Here is a 15,223-nt window from a genome sequence, read left to right on the forward strand (position 1 = left end):
GGGATGTTTGTGGACGGTTTCCACAAAAGTGATATTTTTTAACCTAATCTAAACCCCAAGAGGAGAGGGCGGCTCAGTGCGGGACATGAACGATATGACATTGCCGCCTGAAGACCTGTTTCTGAACCCATGGCGTGACACGCGGATGCAGGCGTTGCAGCACGTAGAGACAGTTTGGCAGCCCACGGACGGGGCGGTGATCGAAGGGTTTCCGATCACGGCACATCCCAAGATGCGCGAACGGATGCGGGGCACCATCCGGCGGACGATGTCCCAGAAACGCTTTGCCCAGCCGATTGAGACAACAAGCGTGCCTGCGCTGTTGAGCGATGTGACGTGCCACAAGTCCTTTGTCGCCGCAGGCGGGCAGTTTTTGCTGAGTGGCGCTGCGGGGTCGCGGTTGCTGAACAGGTTCCGTTGGGAAAACACGGAAGTCGGGGCGCCTGATGTTCTGTTGAACCTCTACTTCCAGCAGATGCAGTGGCAGAATGAAGGGATGTCATTGCCGGTGATTTCAGGCGGATTAGAGCCTGATACGCCGTTTGTTGTGCCCTGCCGGAACACGTTTAATTATTATCACTTCCTCACGGAATCCCTGCCGCAACTGACCTTGCTGGATGGATTGGACTTTCAGGGAGAGATCTTTTTTCATTTCCCCAATGCACCTGAGAAGCAGCGCCCCTTTGCACAGGCTTTTGCGGAGACGCTGTTTCCTGAGTTCAAGGGCCGGTTGCACTTTGAACGCGCGCCGAAGTCCTATCATCAGGCGATCACCGGGTATGATGTGATGGGGGGTCATTTGCATATGCCGCCCTCTGTGCAGCGCGGGATCGGGGCGTTGCTGCCGGGAGAGAAACGAGAGAACGCAGCCTTGCACACGATCAATGCCTTGCCGATGTTGACGATGAACTCCGTGCCGGGCCCGCTCCGCGCATTGAGGGAGCGGGCGCTGGCGGCGATTGAGGTGCAGGATTTTGGCCATTTGCCCAAGCGGATTTTCGTGGGCCGGGATAACCGGCTTAGCCGCGAGCGCCATATGGCTGGCGAAGAACTGCTGTTTGAGCATTTACAGATGTTCGGGTTTGAGTACGTCGTTTTTGAGAACATGCCGCCGCTTGAGCAAATCGCCGTGATGGCGCGCGCGGAGATGATGGTGTCATACCATGGGGCCGGGTTTGCCAATATGCTGTTTGCGGGGCCGCAGACCTACGTGATTGAGATTGGAACCCATCAGACAGCGCAGCACAGGTGGGCGGATTTCTGGCCAGTGGCCCATGCCGCAAGGTGCAAATACATCAGCTTCTTTGGCGATTATAAGCAGGAAAACCCTTTGTCAGAGCCTGATTTCAAGACAGACGGCCTTGTGCCGGTGTCCTTGTCCGAAGAGGCCGTGGGCGAAGTGATGGCGTTTGTCGTAACCGTTCTGGGGCATGTGCCAACGCTGACCAGGGCACCGACGCTCGCCTCTCTGGCGCGGCAATTGCTGGCGGCAGATGCCCTGCCGCAGGTGCTGGCGCTGTTTGAGGCGCATGAGGAGATGGTGCAGGGCAATGGGGCGCTGTCATTGCTCCGCGCGGATTGCCACAAGGAGTTGGGGGAGACGCGATCAGAGCTTGTCGCGCTTGATCACGCGTACAAGGCCGACCCGACACGCTGGCAGACATTGGTGCGGATGATCTGGTGCGCCAACAGGTGTGAACGGCCGCAGGTGATACGCTGGGCGTTGGCGCGGCTGGAGAATGATTTTCCCGAACGGCACAGTGCCTTTGTCGGCAACCACGAATGGGTCCGCTTTGTCGCCTGATGGGCGTGTTGATTGTAAGCCTGCGCATTGAAAGCTATGACTTTCGCAAACAGCAAAAGGCCGATTTCCGTGAGCAATACCCGCATTACCAACGAAGAGGCGCTTGCCTTCCATCTTGAACCCACTCCCGGCAAGTTCGAGATTACGGCAACCGTGCCGATGACGACCCAACGGGATCTCAGCCTCGCCTATTCCCCCGGTGTTGCGGTGCCCTGCGAAGCGATCGCGGCCAATCCCCAAACGGCTTATGATTACACCAACAAGGGCAACCTTGTGGCTGTGATTTCCAACGGGACGGCCGTTTTGGGTCTGGGCAACCTTGGGGCGCTGGCGTCCAAGCCTGTGATGGAGGGTAAATCCGTCCTGTTCAAACGGTTCGCGGATGTGAACTCCATCGATATTGAGCTGGATACCGAAGACACGGATGCCTTCATTAACGCCTGCAAGCTGATGGGGCCGACGTTCGGGGGCATCAACCTTGAAGACATCAAAGCGCCGGAATGTTTCATCATCGAACAGCGTCTGAAAGAGGAGATGGATATTCCTGTCTTCCATGATGATCAGCATGGCACGGCGGTGATCTGCGCGGCGGGATTGATCAATGCGCTGCATATTTCCGGCAAGAAGATCGAAGATGTGCGGATTGTCCTGAATGGGGCAGGGGCGGCGGGCATTGCATGCCTGGAGTTGCTCAAGTCCATGGGCGCCAGGCACAACAATTGCATCATGTGCGACACCAAGGGCGTGATCTATCAGGGTCGGACGGAGGGGATGAACCAGTGGAAGTCGGCCCATGCCGCAACCACGGAACTGCGCACGCTGGAGGAGGCGATGAGCGGAGCGGATGTGTTCCTGGGTGTGTCTGTCAAAGGGGCGGTGACGCAGGACATGGTTGCCAGCATGGCAGACAATCCGGTGATTTTCGCCATGGCCAATCCCGATCCGGAAATCACACCGGAAGAAGCACATGCGGTGCGGATGGATGCCATCGTCGCCACCGGGCGAAGCGATTACCCCAATCAGGTGAACAACGTGTTGGGCTTCCCCTACCTGTTCCGCGGGGCGCTCGACATTAATGCACGGGCGATCAATGACGAGATGAAGATCGCCTGCGCCCATGCGCTTGCCAATCTCGCGCGGGAGGACGTGCCGGACGAAGTGGCGATGGCCTATGGCAAGACGCTGAGTTTCGGGCGGGACTACATCATTCCCACACCGTTTGATCCCCGTCTGATCCACCGCATACCGCCCGCTGTTGCGAAGGCCGGCATGGATACCGGTGCCGCGCGCCGTCCGATCATCGACATGGATGCCTATGAGCTGACGCTCAAATCCCGGATGGATCCGACCGCGAACATCCTGCGCGGCATCAACGCCCGTGCGCGCGCCAACCAGTCGCGGATGATCTTTGCCGAAGGCGATGATCCGCGGGTGTTGCGGGCGGCGGTGTTGTACCAGCGCTCCGGGTTTGGAAAGGCGCTGGTTGTGGGGCGCCCGGACGAGGTGCAGGAGAAGTTGCAGGAAACAGGTCTTGGGGATGCGGCGCGGGAATTGGACATCGTGAATGCGGCCAACACCACGCATTTGGATGTCTACAAGAATTCGCTCTATGACCGGCTTCAGCGGCGGGGGTTCGATCACAAGGACATTCACCGTCTTGCCGCGCGGGACCGGCATGTGTTCGCGTCGCTGATGTTGGCGCATGGGCATGCGGATGGCATGATTTCAGGTGCGACCCGCAAATCCGCCCATGTGCTGGACCGGATCAACCATGTGTTCGATGCGGATGCGGAGCATGGCGCGGCAGGCTTCACGGCGATTCTGAACAAGGGGCGGATCGTGTTTATTGCTGACACGCTGGTGCACGAATGGCCCGATGAAGAGGATCTGGCCAATATCGCCGTCAGCGGCGCGCGGGTGGCGCGGCATCTGGGTCTTGAGCCGCGTGTGGCATTCGTGAGCTTCTCCACCTTTGGCTATCCGGTATCGGAACGGGCCGAGAAGATGAGCGGCGCGCCCAGGGTGCTTGATGCCCGTGGGGTTGATTTTGAGTATGAAGGTGAGATGACCGTGGACGTGGCGATGAATGCCGCCGCGCAAGCGCAATATCCGTTTTCGCGCCTGACCGGCCCTGCCAATATTCTGGTGGTGCCTGCGCGACATTCGGCCAGCATTTCCGTGAAGCTGATGCAGGAAATGGCGGGCGCGACGGTGATTGGGCCGATTCTGACGGGTTTGGATAAATCCATTCAGATCTGTTCGACCACGGCGACGGCGAATGACATCCTCAACATGGCGATCCTTGCGGCCTGCAAGGTTGGCGAATGATCTGGAACCTCGGCTCCATCAACGCGGATTTCTTCTATGGCGTTCCGCATCTCCCCGATGCGGGAGAGACATTGGCGGCGACGTCCTTCGCCAAAGGGCTGGGGGGCAAAGGGGCCAACATGTCCGTTGCGGCCGCACGGGCAGCCGCGAGGGTCTCGCATATCGGTGGGATCGGCGATGACGGGCGCTGGGCTGAAACACGGTTGTTGGAGTATGGGGTCGAGACGCAGCACATTGCAGTCATGGATGAACCGACGGGACATGCGATTATCTGTGTGGATGCTGAAGGTGAAAACAGCATTGTCCTGTTTCCCGGTGCCAATCACGCCATCACGGAACAGATGATTGGCAAAGCGTTGACCGAAGCCAGCCCTGGCGATTTCCTGTTGATGCAGAATGAAACCAACGGACAGGTCTTTGCGGCGGAGACGGCAAAGACGCTTGGCCTTCGCGTTGTTTATGCCGCTGCACCCTTCTCAACCGACGCGGTGATGGCGTTGATGGGCAAGATTGACCTGCTTGTCCTCAACGAGGTCGAGGCCACGCAATTGCTTGAAGGAACCGGGCAGGCGCTGGAAGACGTGCCCGTGGATGACATTGTGGTCACGTTGGGGTCCGAGGGATGCAAATGGGTCTCTAACAAGGGTAATTCGACCCAGAGCTTTCCGGCATTCAAGGTTGATCCTGTTGATACAACCGGCGCCGGGGATACGTTTACCGGGTATCTTGTTGCATCGCTGGATCGCGGTTTGCCGATGGCAGAAGCGATTGATCTGGCGATGCGGGCTGGGGCTTTGATGGTGACGCGGCAGGGGACAGCGGATGTGATCCCGGATCTCAAGGACATCCAGGATCACGATTTCAGCTGAGCTTACTTGGCAAAGGGTGCCGCACTGCCCCAAAGCTGTTTGACGCGCGCATCCCGGCCGCACCGCGCGCGGTAGCGCTTGTAGGCGACGGATTTCTTCACACCCAAGCCTACGGTGCTGAGCGCGAGGCGATCGCTGCTTTTGTAGTAGTCCTGGTGATAGGCGTCGGCCGGATAGAATTTTGTTGCGCCAAGAATGGGCGTCACGATGGTTTGCCCAAGGGCTGCCTGTGCATCCGCAATGGCTTTTTCGGCAGCGGCCTTTTGCGCACCGCCATTGGCAAAGATCGCTGTGCGGTAGGTGGGTCCGCGGTCGCAGAACTGACCGCCGGCATCTGTAGGATCAATGGAGCGCAGGAACATCGACAGGATCTGATCGCGGCTGATGACGCCTGAATCGAACTGGATCTGAACCGCTTCATAGTGTCCGGTTCCGCCAGCGACGACCTGCTTGTACGTGGGATTGGCGACAGTGCCGCCTGCAAAGCCTGACACGACCTCCTTCACACCACGAACGGATTCGAAATCTGATTCCACGCACCAGAAACAGCCACCGGCGACGGTCAGCGTCTCTGTCCCGGCGGCGCGCGCACCACCTGATTGTGCAACAAGCCCCACGGCAATCAGTGCAGCGAGGGTCATGGTCTTGATCATACGTAGCTGGTTCATCGTGACCTCCTGTGTTTGGCCAAGGCTGCGCCTGTTGGGCGCGATGCGCAAGCGCCAGAGCAGGGAAGTCACGGGCAGGTGATTGATGTTTACCGCCGTTGTGTGATTGGTAACATTTCTAATGTCTGAGGGAGAAAGAGCATGCGTTTTGCAATTTGGTCCGGGCCGCGCAACTTGAGTACGGCCATGATGTACAGTTTCGGTGCGCGGTCTGATTTTGACGTTATGGATGAGCCGTTTTATGCGGCATATCTGAAGGCAACCGGTTCTGATCATCCAATGGCCGCAGAGATTATCGCCGCGCATGAAAGCGATCCCGCGCAGGTCTCAACCCTGTGTCAGCGTGAAGGCACGCCGCATCTCTACATGAAACATATGCCCCATCACATGTTGCCGGATTTTCCAATGGACTGGGCGCAGGACTGTGTGCACGTGCATCTGATCCGCCACCCGGCGCGGGTGATTGCCAGCTATGCGGCCAAGCGGGATGCGCCGACGTTGGACGACATCGGGTTCGTGCAGCAAGATCGGATTTACGATTCCCTTGGCGGCGTGGTGATCGACAGTACGGACATTCGCGCCAACCCTGAGGAGATGCTGCAACGGCTCTGCGCCGCGATCGGGGTGCGTTGGGATCCGGAAATGCTGCGTTGGCCAGCGGGGGGCCATCCGGCAGACGGGGTTTGGGCCAGACATTGGTATGGGGCAGTGCATGCCAGCACGGGTTTTGCCGGCGCGGAGGGTGCCTTGCCCGCGCTGACAGACGCGCAGACCAAGCTGGTAGAGGCAGCGATGCCGTATTATGAGCGCCTTTGGAAGATCCGCCTTTAGCACTTCATTTTAGGAATTTTGAAACCTTCACCGCGTATCACTCGTTTCACCGTAGAGATCCCAACAGAGTGGACCTTCACAAGTCTGCTGCCACCGGCCTCATCTGGTATGTCTTTAGCGAGTGTTGTGTGGTGAGTATAAGGCCCGAACCCATACGGTTCGGGCCATTTTTAACTCAGCCCTTCAGGCGTTTGTCCCGCGCAGCGAGCAGCTTCAGCCGCAGCGCGTTGAGCTGGATGAAACCTGCGGCGTCTTTCTGATCGTAAGCACCGGCGTCATCCTCAAAGGTTACATGCGCCTCTGAATAGAGCGAATGATCGGACCAGCGCCCCACCGTCTGCGCGCTGCCTTTGTAGAGTTTCAGCCGCACGGTGCCGGTGACATGGGTCTGGCTCGCGTCAATCGCCGCCTGCAACATCGTGCGTTCGGGGCTGTACCAGAAACCGTTGTAGATCAGTTCGGCATAGCGCGGCATCAGCTCATCCTTGAGGTGCATCGCGCCGCGATCCAGGGTGATCGATTCGATCCCCCGGTGCGCCTCCAGCAGCAGTGTGCCGCCGGGCGTTTCATAGATGCCGCGCGACTTCATGCCAACAAAGCGCCCTTCAACCAGATCAAGCCGACCGCAGCCGTGTTTGCCGCCCAACGCGTTCAGCTTTGTCAGGATCGTTGCGGGAGACATTGCTTCGCCATTGATGGAGACAGCATCGCCCCGCTCGAACCCGATTTCCACATATTCCGGCGTATCGGGCGCATCTTCGGGATGCACCGTGCGCTGATAGACGTAGTCGGGCGCTTCCTCCGCCGGGTCTTCCAACACTTTACCCTCAGAGGAGGTGTGCAGCAGGTTCGCGTCCACGCTGAAGGGCGCTTCGCCGCGCTTGTCCTTGGCGACGGGGATTTGGTTCATCTCCGCAAACTCCAGCAGCTTGGTGCGGCTGGACAGGTCCCATTCACGCCAGGGTGCGATGACCTTGATGTCAGGGTTCAGCGCATAGGCGGCCAGTTCGAAGCGGACCTGATCGTTGCCTTTGCCAGTGGCACCATGGGCCACCGCATCAGCACCGGTTTCCTCCGCGATCTCTACCAGACGTTTGGAGATCAGTGGCCGGGCAATGGAGGTGCCCAGCAGATACAGACCCTCATAGACCGCATTTGCGCGGAACATGGGGAAGACGAAGTCGCGCACGAATTCCTCTCGGATATCCTCGATATAGATTTGGGACGCGCCCATCATTTCGGCTTTGGCGCGGGCGGGCTCCAGCTCCTCCCCCTGGCCGAGATCGGCGGTGAAGGTGACCACTTCACAACCGTATTCGGTTTGCAGCCATTTCAGGATGATGGAGGTATCAAGCCCGCCGGAATAGGCGAGCACAACTTTCTTGGGCGCGGACATCTGAGGTTTCCTTCTCTTACGCTCCGCGAGGTAGCGGGTTTTGCCGGTGCGGGCAAGATTGCCGCTTGCGTTGACCTGTAGGTCACGCGGCCCTATCGAAGTGAGATGCGTATGGGAGACAGGTAGAGTGACAGAGAATTTTCAGGCGATGGCCACCTTGGCAGCCGCCAAAATGCGCCCGGTCTTTCCCGCCACGCCATTGATGCGCAACGCTCTGCTGTCGGAACGGTATGAGGCTGATGTCTGGCTCAAACGCGAGGATTTGAGCCCGGTGCGGTCTTACAAGCTGCGCGGTGCGTTCAATGCGATGCGCAAGGTCATCCCGGAGAAGTCACTGTTTGTCTGTGCTTCGGCGGGCAATCACGCGCAGGGGGTGGCCTTCATGTGCAAACATTTCGGGGTGCAGGGTGTGGTGTTCATGCCCGTGACCACGCCAGAGCAAAAGATTCTCAAGACGCGGATGTTTGGTGGTGAACATGTCGAAGTGCGGTTGATTGGTGATTATTTCGATGCCTCCCTGCATGCGGCGCAGGAATTCTGTGCTGCGGAAGGTGGGCATTTCCTGTCGCCCTTTGACGATGAGGATGTGATCGAAGGTCAGGCCTCTGTCGCGGTGGAGATTGAACAGGAACTGGGTCGCGTGCCGGATCATATCATCCTGCCTGTGGGCGGCGGGGGGTTGTCTGCGGGCACGCGCAGCTACTTTGGTGAAACCTGCAATTACACCTTGGTAGAGCCTACTGGCGCGCCAAGTCTGGCCCGCGCGCTGCAAGACGGTGCGCCGGTCGATGTATCGCCCATCGACGCCTTTGTGGATGGCGCGGCGGTGGCCAAGATCGGGGCGCGGACGTTTGCGCGGCTCAAGGGTGTGAACCCGGATGACGTGATCACGCTGGATGAGGACCGCATCTGCTGCACCATCACAGAGATGCTGAATGTCGAAGGGATCGTTCTGGAACCTGCCGGCGCCATGGCGATTGAGGCGCTCGGCGAAGTGGCCGATCAGATCAAGGGCAAGACCGTGGTATGTATTGCTTCCGGCGGCAACTTTGATTTCGAACGTCTGCCAGAGGTGAAGGAGCGCGCGCAGCGGTATGCAGGGCTGAAGAAGTATTTTATCCTCAGGTTGCCGCAACGTCCCGGCGCGCTGCGTGATTTTCTTGATATGCTGGGGCCACACGACAACATCACCCGGTTTGAATACATGAAGAAATCTGCGCGCAACTTTGGATCTGTCCTGATCGGGATTGAAACGGACGCGCCGGAGAATTTTCCCGCTATGTTTGAGCGGATCGAAAGCGCCGGGTTCACATACACCGACATCACCAATGATGAGACATTGGCGCAGTTCGTCATCTGAGGAAGAGATATGCAGTTTAACAATAGTTCAGTTGTGATCACGGGCGCGGGCAGCGGGATCGGAGCGGCGACCGCGCGGGCAGCAGCAGCAAAGGGGGCAAAGGTATGCGTGTCAGACCTTGATGCCGCCAAGGCGCAGGCTGTCGCGGCAGAGATCGGCGGCATGGCCGTGCAGTGCGATGTGCGGGATGAAAGCGCCGTTCAGAGCCTGATTGAACAGGCAGGTATGGCGCAGGGACCAGTCGACATTTTCGTCTCTAACGCGGGGCTTGGGCGCGGTGATCCTTCTCATGCGGCGTCGCAGCCGGATGAGGATTGGATGCTGAACTGGCAGGTGCATGTGATGGCGCATGTATATGCCAGCCGCGCGCTGCTGCCGCAGATGATGGCGCGTGGGTCCGGGCATCTGGTGAATGTCGCCTCTGCTGCCGGTTTGCTGAACCAGATCGGCGATGCGGCCTATTCGGCGACGAAACATGCCGCTGTCAGTTTTGCGGAATCGCTTGCGATCACACATGGGCCTGACGGGATCGGCGTTTCAGTTGTCTGCCCGCAGTATGTCGCGACGCCATTGCTGGGGCTGGATGATACGGATGCGGCCAAGCGGGAGACGCTGCTGACCGCTGACGATGTGGCGGCAGCTATTGTTGACGGTGTGGAAACGAACCGTTTCCTGATCCTGTCCCATCCTCAGGTTGGGCAGTATACCTTGCAGCGGGCGCAGGACCATGATCGCTGGGTGCAGGGCATGCAGATGCTGCGCGCGAAGGCGACGGAGGTTTTCGGCTCTGCCGCTGCAACAAATCTGTACAAGCTGGTTTGATCCCAGGTCGTGCTGAATGTCAGCACGAGCTAGCCAGCAAAGGCCTTTGGCAATTCCGCCAGAAATGATTTTTTGGAGATGAGGTAGCATTCCTCAACCATGGCAACGTCGATGGTGTGCGCCAAACTCTGCTCAGACAACGCCTCCCCCTGCTCGCACACCGCGGTGAGTGCCTTGAACCCCATGTTCAGCGCGCTGCCTTTGAGAAAGTGCATGTCTTCCGCGGTTGCCGCGGGACCTTCAGCGTCACGAATCCGGTTCAGGGTTTCTTCTACCTCTTCGAGGAAGATCCCGACGACATCATCAAAATCCTCTTCCCCGATTTCATCACGCAGCTCTGCGACACGTTGCCAGTCAATCACGTTGCGGCTCCCCTAAACTCTGGGCGTGTTTAATGTTGCTTCGTTTAGATTTCGTTCTGGCGGCGCGACAGATGCTGTGGATTTTAGCATTCACCGGTGATTCAGTTTTGCAGCCTAAGGGGCATCTATGGCGCGTGCTCCTGTTCCTTTTCATCCCGATTTGCCGCCTGCCGCGGCGCGCACGCGCAAGAATGCCTTGGTCGTGGACGACAGTCGTCTGCAACGGCGTATCCTGGCAGCATCCCTCAAACGCTGGGGGTATGACGTGACAGAAGCAGCGACTGCCGAAGAAGCGCTTGAGAAATGCCGGGATCAGCGACCTGACCTTGTTCTGAGCGATTGGGTGATGCCCGGCATGTCGGGGATCGAGTTTTGTCGCATCTTCAGGGAATTGTCGGGGGAGGATTATTCCTATTTCATCCTGCTGACGTCGAAGTCCGAGAAGGCAGAAGTCGCCCGTGGTCTGGGTGCGGGGGCAGATGATTTTCTGGTCAAGCCGGTCAACAACGACGAATTGCGCGCCCGCATCACCGTGGGGGAGCGTATTGTCGACATGCAGCGTGAATTGTCGGAAACCAACAGGTTGATGTCGACCACGCTGGAAGAACTGCAACGGGTTTACGATTCACTCGACAAGGACCTCAGAGAAGCGAAGGAGCTGCAACAATCCTTGCTGCGTGAACGGCAGAAAACCCTTGATCAGGGTCACATATCACTGCTTCTGCGTTCCAGCGGCCATGTTGGTGGCGATCTGGTTGGCTTCTTCAATGCCGGTGAAGATCGACTGGGCCTGTTTGGCATTGATGTTTCCGGTCACGGGGTCAGTTCCGCGTTGATGACGGCGCGATTGGCCGGGTATCTGTCAGGCAGCGCGCCTGAGCAAAATGTGGCGCTTGAGCGGGTTGACGCAGATGCCTTCCGCGCGCGTCCCCCTGCGCAGACGGTGGCGAGCCTGAACGCGCTTGTGCTCAATGAGATGGAGACGGAGCATTACTTCACGCTGCTGCTTGCAATTGTGGATCTGAACACCGGGTTGACCCAGATCACCCAGGCCGGGCATCCCCATCCGGCGATCCTGCGTGCCTGCGGCAGGATTGAGCAGGTCGGCAATGGTGGCTTCCCGGTTGGTCTTTTGTCCACGGCTGAATTCGATCAGTTCGACGTGCAGCTGAACCCCGGAGATCGCCTTTTGATCCTGTCAGATGGCGTAACGGAATGCCCGAATGAGCAGGGAGAGCTGTTGGGGGAAGAAGGGTTGGATGCCCTGTTGCGCAGCCTTGATGGCATGGAAGGGAATGGTCTGCTTGAAGGTTTGGTCTGGCGGTTGTCGGAATACGCGGGCGTTCAGGATTTTCCCGATGATGTGTCTGCCAACCTTTTTGAGTATACGGGACCGCCTGCCAGCACATAGCGCCGCATGAACGCCCGATCCCCATCGTTGCCAAGCACGTTCACGGCCTCTTCCCCTGACAGAATCAAGGTGCGGTGATTGGGTTCAATGGGATCTGCGATCTGTCGCGTTGGTCGTGCCACATAGACATGGCACAGCTTTTCTGCCCACAGATCGTATTCCGGCATGAAGGTAAACCGACGGAAAGCCCCCAACCGGCGCGGATGGGCGATGCGCCAACCGACTTCTTCCATCACTTCGCGGTGCAATGCTTGCAGGGGGGATTCACCCGGATCAATGCCACCGCCGGGCAGTTGGATGTCGGGCGTTGGTTCCACCTCTGCGGTCATCAGGAACCGTCCCTGTAGCGGCAGGATCGCGTAGGCGCCGGGGCGAAGGATGTATTTCTGATCGGGCAGGGGCGGCTCTCCGACACGTCTGATCATTGTGGCACCCCTTTTTTGACCGCTTGCCTCGCCTATATAGTCGCGGTATGCCAAGCGCCCCGCGATAAGGAAACCCCATGAGTCTCTCTTCTCTGCCAGGACAACAGATTGCCTGGGACGATAGTGTATTGCCGTTCCAACTGGATGCCTCTGACATCCGGGGCCGTGTGGCGCGTCTGGATGGTGTGTTGGAAGGTATTCTGAACCAGCACAACTATCCGCCCGTGGTCGAAGCGCTGGTGGCGGAAATGGCACTGCTGACCGCGTTGATCGGCCAGACGATCAAGTTGCGCTGGAAGTTGCAACTACAGGTTCAGTCCAAAGGCCCCGTGCGGATGATCTCCACCGACTATTATGGTCCGGAGGAAGACGGGAAACCCGCACAGATCCGCGCCTACGCCAGCTATGATGCGGACCGTTTGACCGATGGCGCCCCGTTTGATCAGGTCGGCGAAGGGTATTTCGCCATTATGATCGATCAGGGCAAAGGCATGACCCCTTACCAGGGGATTACCCCGTTGGAAGACGGATCGCTTGCTGCATGTGCAGAAGCTTATTTTGCACAGTCCGAGCAATTGCCAACAAGGTTCTCCCTGACGTTCGGGCGGTCCTCTGATGGGGATACGCCTGAGCATTGGCGTGCAGGTGGCGTTATGTTGCAACACATGCCGAAAGCATCGCCCCTTGTGGCGCAGGGAGAAGGGTCAGGGGATGTGCTTCAGGCGGCTGATCTGGTCAGCGGCGATGAGGCTGAGAACTGGAACCGTGCAAACATCTTGCTTGATACGGTGGAAGAGTTGGAACTGATTGGCCCCAGTGTCGCGCCGACCGATCTGTTGTTACGCCTGTTTCATGAGGAAGGGCCGCGCGTCTATGATGCGCAAGCGGTCCGGTTCGGGTGTACCTGTTCGGAAGACCGTGTCCGGCAAAGCCTGTCGATCTACTCCGCGAAGGACATTGAAAAGATGACCACAGATGACGGCCGGGTCACGGCGGATTGCCAGTTCTGCGGGGCGCATTACGATCTTGATCCCGCGTCCGTCGGGTTTGAGGCTGAAACTTGACCCTATGTTCGTAGAAATAGAGCGCTTTCGGTCCATCCTTGCAAAGACGGGTGTTGCCACGTCGGACTTTGACCTGAACCCGGACGTGGTTCTGGGGGCCGACCGCGTTCTGCGGCCAGCAGGCGTTCTGGCACCGATTGTTGAGCAGAATGGACGGCTGCACCTGTTGCTGACCAAGCGGTCATCGGCGTTAAAACATCATCCGGGCCAGATCGCGTTTCCGGGTGGCAAGCAGGACGAAGGCGACGCGGATGTGATCGCCGCGGCACTCCGGGAAGCCTGGGAAGAGATTGGCCTGCCGCCTGAGAATGTGGATGTGCTGGGAACATTGCCGGCGCATGAGACGGTGACACAGTTCAACGTGACCCCTGTTATTGGCTTTGTCAGAGACGCTTTTGACATCAAACCCGAGCCTGGGGAGGTGGAAGAAGTGTTCGCCGTGCCACTTGATCATGTGCTCGACCCGGCGAATTACATCATTCATTCCCGTCGCTGGCGCGGCACACGTCGCCATTATTTCACCGTGCCTTACGGGCCCTATTACATTTGGGGCGCCACCGCGCGTATGTTGCGGGCATGGACCGAACGGATGAGCCTCTGATCCCTGCCGATACCAGCTGGCTGGTGGACCCGCGTGCGCGGGCCGTTTGTGATGCGATCACGAAAGGCGGGTATGCGGTCTACTTTGTGGGGGGCTGCGTGCGCAATGCGTTGCTGGGCGTGCCGGGCAGCGATGTGGACATGTCCACCGACGCGCTGCCAGAGCAAGTGATGACGCTGGCAGAGCGTGCGGGGCTGAAACCCGTGCCAACCGGGATTGATCACGGGACAATCACGGTCGTGTCGGAGGGGGAGCCGTTTGAGGTCACGACCTTTCGGCGCGATGTTGCAACCGACGGGCGTCGCGCCGTTGTGGCGTTTTCCACTGACATTGCGGATGATGCGCGGCGGCGCGATTTCACGATGAACGCGCTTTATGCAGCACCTGACGGGCGGGTGATTGACCCGCTGGGCGGTTTGCCTGATCTGCGCGCCCGGCGCGTTCGGTTCATCGAAGACGCACAGGCGCGTATTCGTGAGGATTACCTGCGGGTGCTGCGGTTCTTTCGGTTCAACGCCTATTATGCTGATGTTGCGGAAGGATATGACCCTGTTGCGCTGTCGGCGATTGCGGAAAACCTTGATGGTCTGACGGGTCTGTCGGCAGAACGGATCGGGCAGGAGATGACAAAACTCCTTGCAGCACCCGACCCCGCGCCCGCCTTGGCTGTCATGCGTCAGGTGAATGTCTTGCAGACGGTGCTGCCCGCTGCGGACGATCGGTGGGTTGGTCCGATGGTGCATCTTGAGGGGCACTTTGCCCTCACCCCGGACTGGCGTGGCAGGCTCGCCGCTCTTGGTGGGCAGGAGACCGCCGAGCGTTTGCGGCTGAGCAAGACAGATGCCCGGTTTCTCAGCACGTTGCGCGATGTCGCGTTTGCTGGTCCGCCCTTGGGTGAAGTTGCCTATCGTCACGGCAAAACCCTGGCGACCCAAGCCATGCTGCTCAGATCAGCGATGGCGGAGCAAATGCCCAATCCGTCCGTGTTAGAGACGATATTGACCGGATCAGAAGCACAATTCCCCCTCAAGGCAGGAGATCTGATGCCGACGTTCAGCGGCCCTGCGCTGGGCGCGAAATTGGTAGAGCTGGAGCAGCTTTGGATCAATTCGGACTTTGGGTTGAGCAAGGAGGCGTTGTTGTCTCGCCTCTGACGGGTCGACTCCCGCCCGGATTCGGCGTAAGCAGAAAGCTCAAAGAAGGAGGGTGCAAAATGTATCGTGGGATCTGGCTGACCTAAAGTCGGCATAACAGACCGTCCCCTGATGGCCTGCGTGACCGC

The 15,223-nt window shown here is 58.7% G+C and carries 14 protein-coding genes; 10 read left to right on the plus strand and 4 right to left on the minus strand.

Features of this window, described 5'->3' with window-relative positions:
- Positions 1 to 85: 85 nt before the first annotated feature.
- The 3 genes from Q1A91_RS12020 to Q1A91_RS12030 all read left to right on the plus strand — a co-directional run bounded on the left by Q1A91_RS12020 (position 86) and on the right by Q1A91_RS12030 (position 5,001).
- Entirely contained in the window at positions 86 to 1,804 is a 1,719-nt protein-coding gene (locus tag Q1A91_RS12020; RefSeq protein ID WP_299877296.1) for a DUF563 domain-containing protein, read from the plus strand.
- Positions 1,805 to 1,873: 69 nt separating this feature from the next.
- The gene (locus Q1A91_RS12025) at positions 1,874 to 4,132 is read left to right on the plus strand and encodes an NADP-dependent malic enzyme (RefSeq protein ID WP_299877298.1); all 2,259 of its coding nucleotides are present in this window, start codon (positions 1,874 to 1,876) and stop codon (positions 4,130 to 4,132) included.
- The gene (locus Q1A91_RS12030; protein ID WP_299877301.1) at positions 4,129 to 5,001 is read left to right on the plus strand and encodes a ribokinase; all 873 of its coding nucleotides are present in this window, start codon (positions 4,129 to 4,131) and stop codon (positions 4,999 to 5,001) included. The genes Q1A91_RS12025 and Q1A91_RS12030 overlap by 4 nt, the downstream gene beginning before the upstream one ends.
- Positions 5,002 to 5,003: 2 nt before the next feature.
- On the opposite strand, the gene msrA is transcribed toward Q1A91_RS12030, so the two are convergent.
- Positions 5,004 to 5,669 carry a peptide-methionine (S)-S-oxide reductase MsrA gene (msrA, locus tag Q1A91_RS12035; RefSeq protein WP_299877304.1) on the minus strand — a complete coding sequence of 222 codons (666 nt, stop codon included), beginning with the start codon at positions 5,667 to 5,669 and terminating at the stop codon, positions 5,004 to 5,006.
- A 141-nt stretch (positions 5,670 to 5,810) separates the two neighbouring features.
- On the opposite strand from msrA, the gene Q1A91_RS12040 reads away from it, so the two are divergent.
- Complete coding sequence (locus Q1A91_RS12040; RefSeq protein ID WP_299877307.1) at positions 5,811 to 6,500, plus strand: HAD family hydrolase; 690 nt, start codon at positions 5,811 to 5,813, stop codon at positions 6,498 to 6,500.
- Between the two features lie 175 nt (positions 6,501 to 6,675).
- Here Q1A91_RS12040 and Q1A91_RS12045 read toward each other — a convergent pair whose 3' ends face one another.
- A complete protein-coding gene (locus Q1A91_RS12045; protein ID WP_299877309.1) occupies positions 6,676 to 7,896 on the minus strand; it encodes an argininosuccinate synthase in 1,221 nt (406 codons plus the stop codon).
- A gap of 148 nt (positions 7,897 to 8,044) precedes the next feature.
- Here Q1A91_RS12045 and ilvA point away from each other — a divergent pair, with 148 nt between their 5' ends.
- Positions 8,045 to 9,256, plus strand: coding sequence for a threonine ammonia-lyase IlvA (ilvA, locus tag Q1A91_RS12050; protein WP_299877757.1), 1,212 nt, complete (start codon positions 8,045 to 8,047; stop codon positions 9,254 to 9,256).
- Between the two features lie 9 nt (positions 9,257 to 9,265).
- Positions 9,266 to 10,078, plus strand: coding sequence for an SDR family oxidoreductase (locus Q1A91_RS12055; RefSeq protein WP_299877311.1), 813 nt, complete (start codon positions 9,266 to 9,268; stop codon positions 10,076 to 10,078).
- 29 nt (positions 10,079 to 10,107) lie between these two features.
- Here the strand turns inward: Q1A91_RS12055 and Q1A91_RS12060 are convergent, their stop codons facing one another.
- Complete coding sequence (locus Q1A91_RS12060) at positions 10,108 to 10,440, minus strand: Hpt domain-containing protein (RefSeq protein ID WP_299877313.1); 333 nt, start codon at positions 10,438 to 10,440, stop codon at positions 10,108 to 10,110.
- 127 nt (positions 10,441 to 10,567) lie between these two features.
- On the opposite strand from Q1A91_RS12060, the gene Q1A91_RS12065 reads away from it, so the two are divergent.
- The gene (locus tag Q1A91_RS12065) at positions 10,568 to 11,851 is read left to right on the plus strand and encodes a PP2C family protein-serine/threonine phosphatase (protein ID WP_299877314.1); all 1,284 of its coding nucleotides are present in this window, start codon (positions 10,568 to 10,570) and stop codon (positions 11,849 to 11,851) included.
- Here the strand turns inward: Q1A91_RS12065 and Q1A91_RS12070 are convergent.
- Positions 11,785 to 12,276 carry an NUDIX hydrolase gene (locus Q1A91_RS12070; protein WP_299877316.1) on the minus strand — a complete coding sequence of 164 codons (492 nt, stop codon included), beginning with the start codon at positions 12,274 to 12,276 and terminating at the stop codon, positions 11,785 to 11,787. The two genes, Q1A91_RS12065 and Q1A91_RS12070, sit on opposite strands and share 67 nt — an antisense overlap.
- Positions 12,277 to 12,353: 77 nt before the next feature.
- Here Q1A91_RS12070 and Q1A91_RS12075 point away from each other — a divergent pair, with 77 nt between their 5' ends.
- Genes Q1A91_RS12075 through Q1A91_RS12085 form a run of 3 tightly spaced genes read left to right on the plus strand, consistent with a single transcriptional unit; the run spans position 12,354 to position 15,095 of the window.
- Positions 12,354 to 13,340: an Hsp33 family molecular chaperone HslO gene (locus Q1A91_RS12075; protein WP_299877319.1), complete on the plus strand. Its 987-nt coding sequence runs from the start codon at positions 12,354 to 12,356 to the stop codon at positions 13,338 to 13,340.
- 4 nt (positions 13,341 to 13,344) lie between these two features.
- Positions 13,345 to 13,941 carry a CoA pyrophosphatase gene (locus Q1A91_RS12080; protein WP_299877321.1) on the plus strand — a complete coding sequence of 199 codons (597 nt, stop codon included), beginning with the start codon at positions 13,345 to 13,347 and terminating at the stop codon, positions 13,939 to 13,941.
- Positions 13,917 to 15,095: a CCA tRNA nucleotidyltransferase gene (locus Q1A91_RS12085; protein ID WP_299877324.1), complete on the plus strand. Its 1,179-nt coding sequence runs from the start codon at positions 13,917 to 13,919 to the stop codon at positions 15,093 to 15,095. Before Q1A91_RS12080 ends, Q1A91_RS12085 begins: the two co-directional genes overlap by 25 nt.
- Positions 15,096 to 15,223: the final 128 nt, after the last annotated feature.

The organism is uncultured Sulfitobacter sp., assembly GCF_947500075.1.
In the GTDB taxonomy this organism is placed as follows: domain Bacteria; phylum Pseudomonadota; class Alphaproteobacteria; order Rhodobacterales; family Rhodobacteraceae; genus Sulfitobacter.

Bases quoted from the DNA above. Each gene is read 5' to 3' on its own strand.
- Q1A91_RS12020 (WP_299877296.1), top strand. From the start codon at position 86: ATGAACGATATGACATTGCCGCCTGAAGACCTGTTTCTGAACCCATGG.
- Q1A91_RS12030 (WP_299877301.1), top strand. From the start codon at position 4,129: ATGATCTGGAACCTCGGCTCCATCAACGCGGATTTCTTCTATGGCGTT.
- msrA (WP_299877304.1), bottom strand. From the start codon at position 5,669: ATGAACCAGCTACGTATGATCAAGACCATGACCCTCGCTGCACTGATT.
- Q1A91_RS12040 (WP_299877307.1), top strand. From the start codon at position 5,811: ATGCGTTTTGCAATTTGGTCCGGGCCGCGCAACTTGAGTACGGCCATG.
- Q1A91_RS12045 (WP_299877309.1), bottom strand. From the start codon at position 7,896: ATGTCCGCGCCCAAGAAAGTTGTGCTCGCCTATTCCGGCGGGCTTGAT.
- ilvA (WP_299877757.1), top strand. From the start codon at position 8,045: ATGGCCACCTTGGCAGCCGCCAAAATGCGCCCGGTCTTTCCCGCCACG.
- Q1A91_RS12055 (WP_299877311.1), top strand. From the start codon at position 9,266: ATGCAGTTTAACAATAGTTCAGTTGTGATCACGGGCGCGGGCAGCGGG.
- Q1A91_RS12065 (WP_299877314.1), top strand. From the start codon at position 10,568: ATGGCGCGTGCTCCTGTTCCTTTTCATCCCGATTTGCCGCCTGCCGCG.
- Q1A91_RS12070 (WP_299877316.1), bottom strand. From the start codon at position 12,276: ATGATCAGACGTGTCGGAGAGCCGCCCCTGCCCGATCAGAAATACATC.
- Q1A91_RS12075 (WP_299877319.1), top strand. From the start codon at position 12,354: ATGAGTCTCTCTTCTCTGCCAGGACAACAGATTGCCTGGGACGATAGT.
- Q1A91_RS12080 (WP_299877321.1), top strand. From the start codon at position 13,345: ATGTTCGTAGAAATAGAGCGCTTTCGGTCCATCCTTGCAAAGACGGGT.
- Q1A91_RS12085 (WP_299877324.1), top strand. From the start codon at position 13,917: ATGGACCGAACGGATGAGCCTCTGATCCCTGCCGATACCAGCTGGCTG.